This is a genomic window from Vibrio sp. 1402, assembly GCF_033340275.1.
On sequence record NZ_JAWOWE010000006.1, the window covers coordinates 265,806 to 281,417 of the forward strand.

Below are 15,612 nucleotides of genomic sequence, written 5' to 3' on the forward strand. Positions count from 1 at the left end.
TCTGAAACGTTAACATTATGCGCAATTGTGAGCATAAGGATTTGAATGGAATGAATACAACTTATTTTAACAGCGTTAATAGGTATAGCTACATATATAGTGTTAAGCCTGGTGATACTCTTACGAGAATTATATGGAAGTTTTATCATTTTAAGTTTGGAACAGATGGCTATAATTTTGCTGTTGCTCAAATAAAAAAAGACAACCCAAAAATTTCAGACCCTAATTCGATTAAATCTGGTCAATCTATTTACTTGAGAAAGTTGAACGTTTCAAACACCAAGCAATCTGAGTTTTCTTCTAAAATTGCCATTTCAGATCATGATCAAGCGCAATTTGAATCAACGATGAAATCTATGTCGCAAAACGAAAAGGAAGCATTTTGGGCTCTTTCTTGGCTTGATGACAATTGGGGGCCTGCGAGCGCAGGTATCGGTGCTACTTTTGCGTCCATGGGGGCTTTATTAGGAGATAGTGAAAAAGGAAATGTCGCAGAGCTAAAAAAGCTTGATGGTTTATATAGAGATTATAAATCAGGAAAGTTTTCGAAAGGGCAATATGATTACCGCAGGAAAAAACTATTAGAGAATGTAGCAAAAAACCTTGGACCAACTGAGAAGCTTCTCTTTAATGGTAAGAAAGCTCGAGAGGCTATGAGGATATCTCGAAACGGCGGGGTTATGACTACCGCGGCGCTTCAGAAGAATACTGATAGGTTAGCAAAGTTATCAAAAGTAGCAGCTAAAGGTGGCACTGTATTGACTGCAGTTAATATTGGTATTGCCTGCGATCAGATAGCTAGAGCAGACTCTAAGGCAAAGAAAAACGAAATATTGGTGGAAACTGCAGCAAGTACAGTTGTAGGTACTATGTCTGGTATTGCAATATCATTATTTGTTGTTGCTACACCCGTTGGTTGGGTGGGAGCTCTGGTATTGGGAGTTGCTTCATCTGTCGGAAGTTATTATTCAGGAAAACAAGCTGCAGCGGTATATAAAGAGCACTATTCTCACTTAGACGTAGTTGAATCGACAGGTGTAGGTAATATATGCAGTTATTAGATTGGTCCTTTCTAACCTTCTTTATCGCCGGAGGAGTCGCGTTTTTATGGTTCGTTATTATCGGAGCAATTTTTATATTTTTTATACCGCCAAAGGTGAAGCGGTTTGCTTTTAATCCGAAACATTATTCAGAAGTAGAGTTAGCCTTAGTCTCGGGTTTTCACTTTGGTGCTTTAGTACATGGTGTAGGCTTAGTTGCGGCGGTCGCTTTACCAACTTTAGCGAGGAGAAGGGGCTTTGCTGATATTCATCAAGTTTGCTCCGGTCTATTCATCGGAATTTGCCGTATTTATATAAGCGTTTTATTGCTTCTAGCTATGATCACTTTAGGCTCAATGGTGGTTTGGATGTCTATTACTTGAGAGCTGGAATAGAAGGTCGGTGAAGTTTGCAGTTATTAGAAGTTTCTTTTATTACATTTTTTGTTGCAGGTGCTTTGTTAGTTTTTTGGTACCTGATAGTAGGTATTTTGCTTATTGTTATCACGCCGCAAAAAGTAAAGCGCTATGCGTACACTAGTGAGCATTATACAGATATTGAGCTTGCTTTAGTTTCTGGATGTCACTTTGGGGCCTTAATACATGGATTAGCCCTTGTTGCCGCAGTTGCATTTCCTAAGTTGGCCAAAAAAAGAAAGCTAACAGATATTCGTAGAGTTTGCCCAAAGTGGTTCATAAGTATTGGGGTAGTGTACTGGACTATTTTAATCTTTATCGTAGTCACTATTTTTGCATCTTTGTTGGCTATGATTTTTTTTTGAATTGATTACGTACGTAAAAGAAGACCGAGCTTATGGCTCGGTCTTCTTTTATGCATGTTTTGCAAACGCATTGGTAAAAGACACGCTGCGTATTTTGTATTGCTGTTGATAAGCAAGAATAAAATCTCGGACAGCGTCATTTACGGGGAAAACACAGTGGACGTCTAGGCCTTCTAAAAACTGATTGTCAGCCATATCCCAGAAGCTTTGAAGCGAATTACAAATGATTGTTCTCATAACAGTGCTCGTCTCGGCTTATTTAAAGTCAGATTAACAACTGTCCTTGGTGTGCAATACGGAGCTAACTAGTTTTTCAATTGCCCAGTATTTTAGGGTGAAGGCTACATTACATCACCTAGATCCATTCGTATTGGTTAAAAACCAATCACTAGCGAGCAGAGTATAGCCAACCAAATGTATATTTAAAAGATAAAATTGGAACGAAAATTAAGCAATGGTTTGCGCATTTCTAAGTTGGTGTTTACATGATGACTCACTAGCTCGAAGCAGGATTTATGTGAGGCTTTACTCCAAAACAAACTTGATGTGTGGGATTGAGCGTCAATGAGCTGAATCCCGCACCTTGAGGTGTTGGTATAGCGGGACCTTAAATTTCTCTTCCTGATTTAAGGTTAAGCTACAAATCTAGCGCTAAGATTTTTGACTTACGCTGGAAGTTATATAGCCCTTGTTTGGCTCCGGGCAAATAGTCGACACTGACTTCGTAAAAACCTTGCTCTCTGAACCAATGCAGACTGTGTGTCGTGAGGACAAAAATCTGATCAATGGTTTCGGATTTAGAACGATGTTTCATGTAGTTGAGCAGTAACAAACCTCGGTTCCCATCACGATAGTCAGGGTGAATCGCTACGCAAGCCATCTCTGCTTTGCGCTCTTCTGGGTATGGATAAAGGGCTGCACAGCCAATAATCAGACCGTCCTTTTCGATAATGGTAAACTTTCCAATCTCTTGCTCTAGCTGCTCTCGAGAGCGCCTAACGAGTACACCTTGTTCTTCTAAAGGACGAATGAGGTCTAAGATACCGCCAATATCGTCAATATTGGCTTGCCTCACTTGTTCAGCGCTCGCCATAACGACTTGGGTTCCGATACCGTCGAAAGAGAACAACTCCTGAATTAGGGCTCCATCTACTTTATAACTGATCAAGTGGCTGCGAGGTACTCCGGCACGGCAAGCGGCAATAGACCCTTTAAGAAAGCGCAGTGTCCCAGTGTTGTAATCTAGGTCAGGAGACGTATTTTCAGAGAGCGTTTTGATGACATGCTCCGCCTCAATTGGCAGCAACTCGGCGACAGCATTACCGTTGTCATCAATGACACCTTGTTCTGAACAGAAACCAATCAGTTTGTCTGCGCCTAATTTGATCGCCAGTTGTGTCGCAACTTCTTCAGAAAGTAAGTTAAAACACTCGCCAGTCACAGAGCTCGCAATGGGGCCAAGTAGCACAATAGAGCCTTGATCAAGAGTGCGGTTGATAGCATCGGTGTCAATGCGGCGAATACGTCCACTATGGCAATAATCCACCCCGTCATCAACGCCGAGTGGCTGAGCAATGATGTAGTTTCCGCTAACGACATTGAGCTGGGTGCCTGCCATCGGAGTGTTGTTGAGGCTCATTGATAGGCGCGCAGTAATCGCAAGTTGAAGTTGTCCGGCAGCTTGCATAACAACAGATAAAGCCGATTCATCCGTAATGCGGATATTTTTGTGGTAAGGCGTAGTGAGGTCTTGTTTTTCTAGCAGCTGATTAATTTGAGGACGTGCACCATACACCACCACGACTTTAATTCCGAGGCTGTGCATGAGTGCGATATCATTAATAATATTGCCAAAATTTTTGTGTGCGACGGCTTCTCCGCCCAGCATGATCACCATGGTTTTTCCGCGGTGAGCATTGACATAAGGTGTTGATTGACGGAATCCTTTTACGAGAGCAGTACTACGAATTTTCACTACAGCCATCCCTTTGTTTAATTATGTTAAAATAATGCCTTTTTATTCACTCGGTGGCAAGGTGAAATTTTGGAATAAAGCACAAACATATTGAGGTAGGTTCTTGGTCCCGTTAAGAGGGAAGGTTACAATGGTGGCGTCTTTCCTCAATACGTGAACCTCATGTCTTCTGCTGTTAATAAGAATGCTGCGATCACTGCTTCAAATCTGTCAAAAACGTCATCTAAATCAATGCTTCGTAAGTGGCTAGAGCGTTCTCTCATGCTTATAGCGATAGTTGGAACCGTTGTCGTGTGCATGCTGTATAGTGATTTGATTACTCGAACCATTAATCCGCCCATTCCCAAATCGACAATTTATGGTCGCTGGGTTGAGCAAGATGTTGCGCCTTATGCTCGTGAAGAATTTGTGTTGAGTGAGCGCGGTGTTACCGTAAATGGTTCTACAGTGGCGACCAGTTTTGAATTCGATGGGGATTCGTTTTCGTATCGAGTGGGTTCAAATGAGCGGCACTTCAATTTTGTGGGTAAGCAGCATGCAGAAATGAAGCTGGATGCCAATGCACATTATCTACCTGTATTCCGTTTAGAGGGGCGTGCAAGGATTGCGGTAAGATAGTCGTTTTTATCTTTGTCTGTTAAGCAGAGATCTCTTGCGTCTGTGAGTCACATGGATGATCACAATTTCATCTCTCAATCAGTAAATCTTACTTTCAAACATAATCCGGACAATTCCGTAATTCTTCCGCTGCTATCATGTTGTATTAACTGAATGAATTCACAACGAGTAAACGGATTGGCTTAGCGTTGAAACATTTTGTCGTTGCTTTTCAATTGCACCGTATGCATTTGTTTGCCATCCTTTTGCTATTCTCTTTTACGGAAAAGACACGTGTTAAAAAAACTCCTTCCTATTATCTCTTTGAGCCTACTCTTTGGCTGTGCTCAACAAAATGATCGTGCTCAGCAATATCTTGATGGTGAGTTTCCTCAGATCCTCAATCAAGTGGATGTGGTTGAGTCTAACAAACCACGCGATTTTACTGAATTTAACAAGCAAGCAGAGCAAGTGGTGATAAAGTCACCATCCATGGCGAAGATTTACCAACCGCTATATCAACGATTAAGTGAGTGGGCGCAACAAAGCGGAGATACCAGCGCGTTGAGTGCGTTTGGCATTCAAGCTGCGCAATTAGGCGGTGGTGATCAAAAAGGTAATGTACTGTTTACCGGATACTTTTCTCCCGTGATGGAGCTGCGTCATACACCAAACGACATTTTTAAGTACCCAGTTTATGGCAAGCCAAACTGCTCATCAGATTGTCCGACTCGCGCGGAGATCTACAACGGGGCATTAGATGGCCAAGGTTTAGTGCTAGGTTATGCGCCTAATCGTATTGACCCGTTTATGATGGAAGTGCAGGGCAGTGGCTATGTGCATTTTGAAGATGATGATACGTTGGAGTACTTCGCGTACGCAGGGAAAAATAATAAAGCTTACGTTAGTATTGGCCGCATTTTGATTGAACGTGGTGAAGTGCCGCGTGAAAAAATGTCCCTCAAAGCAATCAAAGAGTGGGTGATGGACAACGACGATGCGACAGTGCGCGAGTTGTTGGAGCAAAACCCTTCTTACGTCTTCTTTGCGCCAAAAGAGGAAGCGCCAGTAACGGGGTCGGCTGGTATTCCTTTGTTGCCAATGGCGGCGGTCGCGGGTGACCGTTCTATCTTACCAATGGGGACACCAATCTTGGCGGAAGTACCATTGCTGAATGCGGATGGTACGTGGAGCGGTGCGCATCAACTGCGAATGCTGATCGTTTTAGACACTGGTGGTGCGGTAAAACAGAACCATTTGGATCTGTATCATGGCATTGGTGCGAGAGCAGGAACGGAAGCAGGGCACTACAAGCATTTTGGTCGAGTTTGGAAACTTGGGCTGGAAAACTCACCAACTCAAGCGCCTTGGGCTTTACCGCCAGAAAAGCTACAATAGTCGTCCAAGAGAGAGGAGCACTCTCTTATCTAGACATTTCATCAAAGAGTGCGTATAAATCGCACTCTTTGTTTTTCTATCGATCATCTGGACTTCAATATGCGTGAACTCGATACCCCAGCATCTGACAGCTACAATCAACGCTTTGGCGGCACTCGTCGTCTTTATGGCAACAGCGAAGTAGACATTCTTCGCGCTGCACACGTTTGTGTGATTGGTATTGGTGGCGTAGGTTCATGGGCGGTGGAAGCGCTGGCTCGTACGGGGATCGGTGAGTTGACTCTGATTGATATGGACGATGTTTGTGTCACGAATATTAACCGCCAAATTCATGCGATGACGGGCACCGTTGGCCAAAGCAAAATTGAAGTTATGGCCGAGCGTGTCAAATTGATCAACCCAGAGTGTAAAGTCAATCTGATTGATGATTTCATCACGCCAGACAATCAACATGAGTACTTAAGCAAAGAGTTTGATTACGTGCTAGATGCGATTGACAGCGTAAAAGCGAAGGCGTCTTTGTTGGCGTATTGCCGCAGCAACAAGATCAAAGTGATCACTACGGGGGGCGCTGGTGGTCAGGTTGACCCAACGCAGATCATGGTCGCTGATTTAACGAAAACGATCCAAGATCCTCTAGCGAAGAAAATCAAAGACACCTTGCGTCGTCATCATAACTTCCCTAAGAATCCGGCTCGTAAGTTTGGTATTGATTGCGTGTTTTCAACCGAGCAGCTGAAGTACCCTCAAGCAGACGGTTCAGTGTGTGGTGTGAAGTCGACAGCGGAAGGCCCAAAACGTATGGATTGTGCTAGCGGTTTTGGTGCGGCGACTGTGGTAACTGCAACGTTTGGCTTTGTCGCGGTATCGCGAATCGTTGAGAAGTTGATTTCAAAATATAAGAAGTAAACTAGAAGAAGAGCGCATCATGACAGATTTTCCCGTTTCTCCATTTGGTACAGATATCACCAGCGAAGACATTGTAGCGACTATGCAGCAATTTCAAGGCTGGGAAGATCGCTACCGTCAGGTTATTCAGTGGGGTAAAAAGCTGCCACAAATGCCAGAAGAGCTGAAATCAGAACAAGTTACCGTTTCGGGTTGTGAAAGCTTGGTGTGGTTAGTGAGCAAAGAGCAAGATGGCGTTTGGCATTTTTGTGCGGACTCCGATGCGCGTATCGTCCGTGGGTTGATTGCCTTGGTGATGGCAGCTTATGACGGTAAAACGGCCGATCAAATTCAAGCATTTGATATTGATGCTTATTTTGATCAGCTGGGGCTTGTCTCCCATTTAAGCCCGTCACGTGGTAATGGCTTGAAAGCTATTGTAGAGCAGATTAAGCAAATCGCCGTGTAACGAGTCATTTTCCCAACTCTTAAAAAACGCCGAATAGCCTAACTGTTTGGCGTTTTTTGTATCTGAGTTGAGATATTTTTTGCATATGGATAAAAAGTATGCAAATGGTCGACTATTTTAGCGTTAATTAACCATTCTATTGATCCTGGTTCATTATATTGCCCACTTGGTTTTTATAAACTCAATTGTATTTAAAATTTGTCTATATTAGATAATAGACATATGCCCCATTCGCTCCTATTCCCCAATGTGGAAACACACTTGGAAGCGATTGGGTTACTTAGATACAAATGCTAGGAACCTCCCTATATGCAATTCACCTTGGAACATGCGCAAGACGTGTTATCCGGAATGCCAGACCCCACTTTTATTCTGAGTGAAGATGGTATCTATATTGATGTTTTTGGAGGAACAGATAAAAAAGCCTATCACGATGGAAGTAATTTGATAGGTGAGACGCTGCACAGCGTACTCGAGAAAGATAAAGCTGACTGGTTTATCGAACAGATAAATCGGTCACTGAAACAAGACAGTATTGTGACGATCGAGTACAAGATGTGCGCCGACAGCATTCAGGGAATAGATGCTAACAGTGGGCCAAGAGGCGACCTATACTACGAAGGCAAGATCTGCCCACTCGCTATAAAATACCGGGGTCGTCGCGTTGTCCTTATTCTTACACGCAACATCTCCAATCGCCACCGAGTTGAAACCCTTCTTCGCCATCAAAGCCAAATAGATGCTCTCACCAATATCTACAACCGACGTGTTTTTTTCGAAAAGCTCACAGAAGAGGTCATTAAAGCTCAAGAGCCGAACTATCACTCCGCGTTGTTATTGTTTGATTTGGACTTTTTTAAAGTCATTAATGATAAACGTGGTCATGATGCGGGAGACCATGTCTTAGAAACGTTAGCTGATTTGGTTTCTCACTTACTCGTCAAAGATGAAATTTTCGCAAGAGTCGGAGGGGAGGAGTTTGCGATTATTTTGCCAGAAACTTCTCTGTCGGCGGCGAAAGAGGTAGGAGAGGAAGTACGTTCCCACATTCAAAATTGTCAGTTCGAATTTGAAAAGATTGAAATTCCGGTCACGGTGAGTGTAGGCGTGGTGGAAATAGGCAGAAATGAAACCACCAAACGTTTGTATGCGCATGCAGATAAAGCGCTTTATGCTGCGAAAAGAAATGGCAGAAATTGCGTGGCGACTCTGGATAGGCAGATGGAGTAACCTTGTTGGTTACTCCAAATCAAACCGTTGGCGTTATAGCATGTCGACGGCTTTTTCAACGGCGGCGATGAGTCTTTCCACATCGCTCGTCGTGTTATAAATACCAAAAGAGACGCGTACCGTGCCTTTCACATTTAGCGCATCCATCAATGGGTGAGCGCAGTGGTGTCCTGCTCGTACCGCAATGCCTTGTTGATCGAGCAGCGTCGCAATATCTTGGTGATGAACGCCGTCCATTACGAAGGTCAGTACAGAGGCATTCGGTTGATAGCCTAGAATATGGATGTCATCCAAAGCGCTTAGTGCTTGGTAGGCCTTATCCTGAAGCGCATGGAGATGAGTCTCTACTTCGTGATGGTCAAAACCTTGGTACCACTCAATGGCTTTCGCTAGAGCAATCGCGCCCGCAACGTTTGGTGTGCCCGCTTCAAATTTTCCAGGAAGTGCAGAAAACGTCGTTTTTTCGAAAGAAACGCGTTCAACCATTTTACCGCCGCCGTGCCATGGTGGCATGGCTTCCAAAAGTTCAAGCTTGCCGTATAAAACCCCAATGCCTGCTGGTGCATAAAGTTTGTGACCTGAGAAAACGTAGAAATCGATATCTGATGCCGATAAATCAAGTTGCTCATGTACGATGCCTTGCGCGCCATCAACTACAATAACCGCGCCAACGTTGTGCGCCAGTTCAGTGATTTTTTCGATAGGTTGGCGTGTGCCTGTTACGTTGGTTATTTGTCCGCAAGTAACAATTTTACAGCGGTCAGACAGAAGCGCCTCAAATGCACTGATGTCGAACTGACAATCTGATGTCATCGGAACTTTAATGACTTTAGCCCCCGTTTGCTCTGCCACGATTTGCCAGGGCACGATGTTGGCGTGGTGCTCCATCTCGCTAATTAAGATCTCATCACCTGGTTGTAACGTGCTACGGGCGTAGGTTTGAGCAATTAAGTTCAGTGCTTCGGTTGCGCCCCGTGTCCAAATGATTTCCTTAGAGCTGTTTGCACCAATAAAGCTTGCCACTCGTTCTCGTGCCGCTTCAAATTGGCTGGTAGCATTAGCCGTTAAACTATGACTGCCACGGTGAACATTGGCATTTTGCGCACTGTAGTAATGACTGATGACATCAATCACACATTGCGGTTTTTGCGTTGTCGCTGCGCTATCTAGATACACTAAGGGCGTATCGTTGACGGATTGATTTAGAGCGGGAAATTGCTCACGTACAGCATTTACGTCAAACATTATTCTTCACCAAGCTTGTGGTAGTGCAGAGTAGGCAGAGGGAGCATTGGTTCAGCAACTGACCATGCGTGTTTTTTACCTGAGAGTTGAATGATTACTTCCATCGCGAACTCTAAAGCTGTACCCGGACCTTGACTAGTGATCAGGTTGTGGTTGATATCAAAGGTCACGCGTTTGCTGCGCCACTTCTCTTCCGGGATATGTGACTGAAAGCTCGGGTGACAGGTCATCAGTGATTGTGGGAAAAGATCATGGTGTTGCAATACCAACGCCGGTGATGCGCAGATAGCAGCAACCAATTTTCCCTCGTAGATGTGCTGCTTAAGGATTTCTATCATCACCGTACTATCACGGAAAATTTCTGCACCACCAACACCACCAGACAGTGCTATGGCATCAAACTCATCATCAGCGATATCGACTAGCTTACAATCTGCCGTTAATGTGACTCCGCGAGAAGCTTTCATCGTCAATGAGCCATCAAAAGCAGCACTCGCTACTGTAACGTCATAACCCGCGCGAACCATCATGTCGATAACGGTGACGGCTTCCATTTCTTCGGTGCCTGGAGCTATTGGCACTAAGATTTTCTTACTCATTGTTCTGTCCAGCTTTGTTCTATTTGTTTGATGCGTTGGTAAAGTTTTAAATTCTCAGGCGTATTGATGCGATGTTTCTCGGCAGCCTTTAAAAAGTATCCGGTTATAAAATCAATTTCCGTTCGACGCTGATGGAATACGTCTTGTCTCATTGAAGAATAGTTCTCAGCTGTGGCGTTCACCACTTGCATTACCGTATCGAAAAGAGAGCGAAACTCGATAGCAATACCTTCTTTACTCATTACTTCAACCAGTTCTTGAGTGATGCTTTCGAGTTGTATCTTAAACTCGGGCTGCGCAAGCTCACCATTCTTACACTGCTGAATCGCAGTCAGTGGGTTAATCGCGCAGTTAATTGCTAACTTAGTCCATAACGCAGATTGGATGTGTGGATTCCAAATGACCTCTGGAAGAGCATGAAGCATAACATCTTGCAGAAAAGCGCACTGCATTCCTTTGTCATTATAACCACCCACTTGCGTTGTTCCGTGACCGGTATGCAGTACGTGTTGGTTATCTGGTTTGTATGCGCCGTGCGTCGTTGTTGCGAGCACTATCGGATTGTTTTGCACAACCTTCTCCACGCCAGAGGCAGTACCCATACCATTGTGCATCAGCATGATAATCGTGTCTGTATTGATATGAGGGAGCAAAGGCTGAATGGCGTCTTCCACTTGCCAAGCTTTTACCGTGATCAAAATGAGATCCGCTTGATTTACGGAGGAAATATCTTGATTACTGAATACGATTGCGGGTGTGTCATCCAACTGAAGTGATTGTTGTCTCTCTGAACTTCTTCCCCACAATGAAACATTGTGCCCGGCAAGCTGAAATTTTGTTGCCCAGAGTGAGCCCACCGCACCTGGACCGAGGATAAGGATATTCACCAAACGCTCTCATTAAAAAGGTTTGCTGCAAGGATAATGAGGGAAAAAAGGAAAGCAAATAAAAATGGCGCCGAAAGGCGCCATTTTTGATGAAACTTAGTGGTTCAATTAGAACTTGTAAGTTACAGCTACGTAGTGACCTACGCCTGAAGACTCAGATTTTGTCGAAGAATCCCATGGTAGACCAGTACCATCTTCGAAACCATATACGTCATGGTATAGCTTCAGACCGTAACCTACCGCGAAGCGGTCAGAGTGCCAGTAGATACCGTTGAACATAGCACCGCCATTACTAACTTGAGAATACTCGTCTTTCATACCAAATTGGTAATCGATGTAACCTTGGTAAGAGATGAATGAACCGTTCTCGAAGAAGTAGAATGGTTTGAACCAGTTAGTCGAGATTTGGAAACCGTTCCAATCTTTTTGGTTTGAGTCGTAAGTGCCGTAAAGGTTTAGACCCATTTTACCAAACCAAGGAACCATTACGTCAGAACCAAGACCTACTTTCTGAGTGTTAACACCGCCATTGTTACCGTCCCATTCAAAAAGAGTAGACAAGTAAAGCTCTTGTACTGGACCGAAAGATAAGTCTTTACCAGTAATAGCGTCTAGAGACATACGAGGGGCGAACTTCATAAAGATTTTACCATCTTTATCAGCTTTATCACTGCTGCTGTCGGAAGTTAGGTTGAATACGTCAACGTAGCCGTAAAGGTCGAAAATACCAGAGCGACCGCCAAATTCCATTTCTAGGTAATCGTGAGTTGATTCGTAAGGACCTTTCTCATTTATTGCGCCCATGATGTTGAACTGCATCCACTTGTAATCGTTCTTGTGGATATCGCCATCTGAGTAGTCAGCAGCCATAACTGGAGCTGAAGTAGCCGCTAGAAGGCTAAGAGCTAAAAGTGATTTACGCATAAGGGGACTCTCTATGTTTGTAATGATTCAGAACACGCAATCTGTGCTGCGCTTTCCAATTGGCGGGAATAATAGCGATAAAAATCCCAAATGAAAGTGATAAAGGGTGCAAAATTGAACGTTTTTGGTGAGTTATGTCACGAAATTATCTTTATTTACGGAACTTTTTGTTTGTTGCATTTGATTGCAATAAATATGTGATTTGGATCGTTTGCGTAAGCGATTTTATGACTTTTTAAGCCAGTCGATTAACCAACATAAATCGTTAGTGATCGGAGTGATAAGGGATTCGTATGTATCCGTGAATCAAAGAGGACGTTTGAATGAAAGAAGTCATGTTATTCCCACTCACTTCAGTTGTACTCCCTGAAGGTAAAATGAATCTGCGCATTTTTGAGCCACGATATAAGCGAATGGTAAAGGAATGCAGCCTACAAAATGTGGGCTTTGGAGTTTGCCTAGTAGGAAGTGAAGGTGACCCTAAAGACGTGGGTAACGTTTCATCTATCGGAACTTTGGTCAGGATCGTTGATTTTGAAACACTCAGTGATGGCCTTCTTGGTATTACAGTTGCTGGTGAGCAACGCTTTGTTGTCAAACGCGTCCGTGCAGATGCGGATGGCTTACGTCATGCAGAGGTTGAATGGTTAGACAATTGGCAACATCTAGACAACTCACCAGATTTCTTCTTTTTAAGCCAGCAGTTATCCCATGTTTATGAAGAGTTTCCTCAACTTGGAAGCCTCTACCAGCATCGTTTTTACGATGACTCTGCTTGGGTTACTCAGCGTTGGCTTGAGTTACTACCCCTAGACTGCAATCTGTTCGAACAGCTAGTCGGCGCAGAGGACTGTATTTCTGCGTTGCAATTTCTGACAGAAGCCATAGAAGCCCCGACTAACAAAGAGGCAAGGATATGAAAGGATTTAATAAAGCTGCGCTAACTATTGTTGCGACATTAGGACTGGCGGCGTGTGGCTCCGACAGTGACACTATCGAGTATTCCAATTTACAGGCAGTGCACGCGTCTTCTGATGCGCCGCTTGCAAATGTGTGGATCAACGATAAACCATCATTAACGAATGTTGATTATGGTGTGGGATCTGGCTACGTTAAATTGCGAGAGGGGATGAATTCGATTCAGGTCGATGTTCAGCTCCCAGGTAATGAAACCGCGACCGTAATACCTAAAACAGAACTAGATCTTGATTCCGACCTCAATTATAACGTGTTCGTTGTTGGCGATGCCGATGGTTCGCCAAACCCAGTTGAGCCTTTAGTTGTGACTCGCAGCGCCGATTCAATGGCTGATGCCAATAGTCTAGATGTTCAAGTTGTTCATGCAGCTTCAGGCGTTCCTGCTGTTGATCTTTATGTCACTGAGCCAGGTGTTGCTCTTGCTAGCGCGACTCCAATAACTAACCTTGCTTACAAAGCTTCTACCGACGTATTGAACATCCCAGCTGGTGAGTATCAAGTTCGACTTGCCGTAGGAGACAGCGTTGCTTTTGACTCCGGCACAGTACCTCTTGCGGCTAACTCCAACTTGACGATTGCCGCTATCGGCACAGGAGATTCGAATAGCACGTCACCTGTCAAACTCTTGGTGTTGGACGGTTCGGGCTCTTCTATAATTGAAGATATGGGCAGCCAAGCTGAAGTAAGAGTCGGACACCTTGTCGATGGAGCGCCAGTCGTCGATGTTAACGTTAACGGGGCGGCCTTCGCTCCTCTTGCCGACTTAGCGTTCAAAGAGATTCGTGGTTATTTGGATCTTGCTGCTGGGGATTACGATATTGATGTTTACGTGGATGGCACAACAACCAATCCGATCATAGATGTTGACGGGTTAATGGTTGCAGGTGGAATGGATTACAGTGTTTATGCAGTCGGTGTTGTTAGCCCAGCGATTGATATCGAAGCTCTGGTTGTTGAAGATATGAGACGCGCTGTGACGACTAGCGCGACATTGAATGTGACACACGCGGCGGCTAATCCTATAGCGGAAATGGTGGATATTTACCTCACTACGAGTGCAGGAATAGATGGAAGTGATCCAACTATTGCTAATTTTGCGTATAAAAATAGTGTACAAGGATTATATGTCGCTGAAGGTACATATTATGTAACGGTAACAGTGGCTGGTAACCCAAGTATTGTTGCGGTTGACTCAGCACCAGTCAATGTAATGAACGGTGTTGTGTACCAAGTCGTTGCCATTGATGATGGGAACAACGGTGGTTTCAACTTGTTGGTCGATGACGTGACCGATTAGGAAGAATGGGAGGAGGAAACTCCTCCCACAAATTAAGGCCGATTATGATGAGTGATAGCCCGAAAAAACTGGGGCGCAGTGATTGGAACGATTACATGGATAAAGTGAAGGCTCGAGACAAAGACGCGTTCGCTTTTGTATTCCGTTTTTACGCACCCAAGCTGAAGCAATTCGCTTACAAACATGTTGGTAATGAGCAAGTTGCTATGGAGATGGTGCAAGAGACCATGGCGACAGTTTGGCAGAAAGCGCACCTCTATGATGGTGAAAAGAGCGCGTTATCGACTTGGATATATACCATAATCCGAAACCTTTGTTTTGATTTGCTGAGAAAACAGAAAGGTAAGGAATTACACATTCATTCTGATGACATTTGGCCGTCAGAGTATTATCCACCTGATCTTGTTGATCACTATTCACCAGAGCAAGATATGTTGAAAGAACAGGTGGTTAAGTTTTTAGATATATTACCGAAAAACCAGAGAGATGTTTTACAAGCGGTATATCTTGAAGAGCTACCTCATCAACAGGTCGCGGAATTATTTGATATACCCCTCGGTACTGTAAAATCCAGGCTGAGGCTTGCAGTAGAAAAGCTAAGGCATTCAATGCATACGGAGCAACTATGAACAAACACCCAGATAACAGCTTGTTAGAAGCATACGCTTCGGGAAGCATTGATGCAGTTTCTGGTCTTGTGGTCGCAACCCATTTAGAAACATGCACCAAGTGCCGAGCTTATGTGAACCAAGTCGAAGCAAGTCAAGCGAACATCGTAAGTGACATACCTTCTGAGTATGTTTCTGAATTTGACGACATGTTTAATGACATCATCAATGCGGAGCCAGCGACTGATAATATCGTGATCCGCGACCCTGCTGCTGTTAATGTGGCAGGAAAAAGTTTCGCTCTTCCTAAAACTCTAGCGCGTTTCTCTGACCTCGTAGGGTCATGGAGAAGTTACGGAGGCAAGGTTTTCAGTGCTCAGATTGACCTAGGGGAAGACGCTCGTGTCAGCTTAATGTACATCGGGGAAGATGTGCAAATTCCTCAACATACGCACAAAGGCCTGGAGTCTACATTGATCCTACATGGCGGATTTAGTGACGAGGATGGCCAATATGAAGAAGGCGATTTGATGATTAGAGACGCATCAGTGAAGCATAGCCCTTACACTAAGGCCGGAGAAGACTGCTTGTGTTTAACCGTATTGACTGAGCCGATGATCTTTACTCAAGGCGTGGCACGTATATTTAATATGTTTGGTAAAGGGTTATACCCATAGACCTCTTATCTTATATATC

18 protein-coding genes are annotated in these 15,612 nt (G+C 44.2%); 12 read left to right on the plus strand and 6 right to left on the minus strand.

What is annotated here, in order from left to right:
* The first annotated feature begins 50 nt into the window (after window positions 1–50).
* The 3 genes from R7044_RS13985 to R7044_RS13995 are packed head-to-tail and all read left to right on the plus strand — an operon-like array spanning window position 51 to window position 1,821.
* On the plus strand, window positions 51–1,061 hold the full coding sequence (locus R7044_RS13985) for a LysM peptidoglycan-binding domain-containing protein (protein ID WP_033905549.1): 1,011 nt from the start codon (window positions 51–53) through the stop codon (window positions 1,059–1,061).
* The gene (locus R7044_RS13990; RefSeq protein WP_033905548.1) at window positions 1,049–1,423 is read left to right on the plus strand and encodes a hypothetical protein; all 375 of its coding nucleotides are present in this window, start codon (window positions 1,049–1,051) and stop codon (window positions 1,421–1,423) included. The genes R7044_RS13985 and R7044_RS13990 overlap by 13 nt, the downstream gene beginning before the upstream one ends.
* A gap of 26 nt (window positions 1,424–1,449) precedes the next feature.
* Entirely contained in the window at window positions 1,450–1,821 is a 372-nt protein-coding gene (locus R7044_RS13995) for a hypothetical protein (protein ID WP_033905547.1), read from the plus strand.
* Window positions 1,822–1,869: 48 nt separating this feature from the next.
* Here R7044_RS13995 and R7044_RS14000 read toward each other — a convergent pair whose 3' ends face one another.
* Complete coding sequence (locus tag R7044_RS14000; protein ID WP_074191720.1) at window positions 1,870–2,058, minus strand: hypothetical protein; 189 nt, start codon at window positions 2,056–2,058, stop codon at window positions 1,870–1,872.
* A 400-nt stretch (window positions 2,059–2,458) separates the two neighbouring features.
* A complete protein-coding gene (gene argA, locus R7044_RS14005) occupies window positions 2,459–3,796 on the minus strand; it encodes an amino-acid N-acetyltransferase (protein WP_012841478.1) in 1,338 nt (445 codons plus the stop codon).
* A 162-nt stretch (window positions 3,797–3,958) separates the two neighbouring features.
* On the opposite strand from argA, the gene R7044_RS14010 reads away from it, so the two are divergent.
* From R7044_RS14010 to R7044_RS14030, 5 genes are all read left to right on the plus strand, one after another.
* The gene (locus R7044_RS14010) at window positions 3,959–4,414 is read left to right on the plus strand and encodes a DUF2850 domain-containing protein (RefSeq protein WP_005380234.1); all 456 of its coding nucleotides are present in this window, start codon (window positions 3,959–3,961) and stop codon (window positions 4,412–4,414) included.
* A gap of 273 nt (window positions 4,415–4,687) precedes the next feature.
* The gene (mltA, locus tag R7044_RS14015; RefSeq protein ID WP_033905546.1) at window positions 4,688–5,791 is read left to right on the plus strand and encodes a murein transglycosylase A; all 1,104 of its coding nucleotides are present in this window, start codon (window positions 4,688–4,690) and stop codon (window positions 5,789–5,791) included.
* 99 nt (window positions 5,792–5,890) lie between these two features.
* Window positions 5,891–6,700: a tRNA cyclic N6-threonylcarbamoyladenosine(37) synthase TcdA gene (gene tcdA / locus R7044_RS14020; protein WP_005380241.1), complete on the plus strand. Its 810-nt coding sequence runs from the start codon at window positions 5,891–5,893 to the stop codon at window positions 6,698–6,700.
* 19 nt (window positions 6,701–6,719) lie between these two features.
* Window positions 6,720–7,148, plus strand: a complete 429-nt coding sequence (csdE, locus tag R7044_RS14025; RefSeq protein WP_005380244.1) for a cysteine desulfurase sulfur acceptor subunit CsdE — start codon at window positions 6,720–6,722, stop codon at window positions 7,146–7,148.
* Window positions 7,149–7,457: 309 nt separating this feature from the next.
* On the plus strand, window positions 7,458–8,378 hold the full coding sequence (locus tag R7044_RS14030; RefSeq protein ID WP_033905545.1) for a GGDEF domain-containing protein: 921 nt from the start codon (window positions 7,458–7,460) through the stop codon (window positions 8,376–8,378).
* 33 nt (window positions 8,379–8,411) lie between these two features.
* On the opposite strand, the gene csdA is transcribed toward R7044_RS14030, so the two are convergent.
* From csdA to R7044_RS14050, 4 genes are all read right to left on the minus strand, one after another.
* Window positions 8,412–9,623: a cysteine desulfurase CsdA gene (gene csdA, locus R7044_RS14035; protein ID WP_064376477.1), complete on the minus strand. Its 1,212-nt coding sequence runs from the start codon at window positions 9,621–9,623 to the stop codon at window positions 8,412–8,414.
* Complete coding sequence (locus R7044_RS14040) at window positions 9,623–10,222, minus strand: DJ-1 family glyoxalase III (RefSeq protein ID WP_033905543.1); 600 nt, start codon at window positions 10,220–10,222, stop codon at window positions 9,623–9,625. The genes csdA and R7044_RS14040 overlap by 1 nt, the downstream gene beginning before the upstream one ends.
* Window positions 10,219–11,109, minus strand: a complete 891-nt coding sequence (panE, locus tag R7044_RS14045; RefSeq protein WP_033905542.1) for a 2-dehydropantoate 2-reductase — start codon at window positions 11,107–11,109, stop codon at window positions 10,219–10,221. Before panE ends, R7044_RS14040 begins: the two co-directional genes overlap by 4 nt.
* Before the next feature lie 108 nt (window positions 11,110–11,217).
* Window positions 11,218–12,033 carry an outer membrane protein OmpK gene (locus R7044_RS14050; RefSeq protein WP_033905541.1) on the minus strand — a complete coding sequence of 272 codons (816 nt, stop codon included), beginning with the start codon at window positions 12,031–12,033 and terminating at the stop codon, window positions 11,218–11,220.
* 323 nt (window positions 12,034–12,356) lie between these two features.
* Here R7044_RS14050 and R7044_RS14055 point away from each other — a divergent pair, with 323 nt between their 5' ends.
* Genes R7044_RS14055 through R7044_RS14070 form a run of 4 tightly spaced genes read left to right on the plus strand, consistent with a single transcriptional unit; the run spans window position 12,357 to window position 15,593 of the window.
* Window positions 12,357–12,953: an LON peptidase substrate-binding domain-containing protein gene (locus R7044_RS14055; RefSeq protein WP_033905540.1), complete on the plus strand. Its 597-nt coding sequence runs from the start codon at window positions 12,357–12,359 to the stop codon at window positions 12,951–12,953.
* Window positions 12,950–14,308 (plus strand): DUF4397 domain-containing protein, encoded by a 1,359-nt coding sequence (locus tag R7044_RS14060; protein WP_033905539.1) that lies wholly within the window; start codon window positions 12,950–12,952, stop codon window positions 14,306–14,308. Before R7044_RS14055 ends, R7044_RS14060 begins: the two co-directional genes overlap by 4 nt.
* A 44-nt stretch (window positions 14,309–14,352) precedes the next feature.
* The gene (locus R7044_RS14065) at window positions 14,353–14,937 is read left to right on the plus strand and encodes an RNA polymerase sigma factor (RefSeq protein WP_005380255.1); all 585 of its coding nucleotides are present in this window, start codon (window positions 14,353–14,355) and stop codon (window positions 14,935–14,937) included.
* Window positions 14,934–15,593 (plus strand): ChrR family anti-sigma-E factor, encoded by a 660-nt coding sequence (locus R7044_RS14070; protein WP_033905538.1) that lies wholly within the window; start codon window positions 14,934–14,936, stop codon window positions 15,591–15,593. The genes R7044_RS14065 and R7044_RS14070 overlap by 4 nt, the downstream gene beginning before the upstream one ends.
* Window positions 15,594–15,612: the final 19 nt, after the last annotated feature.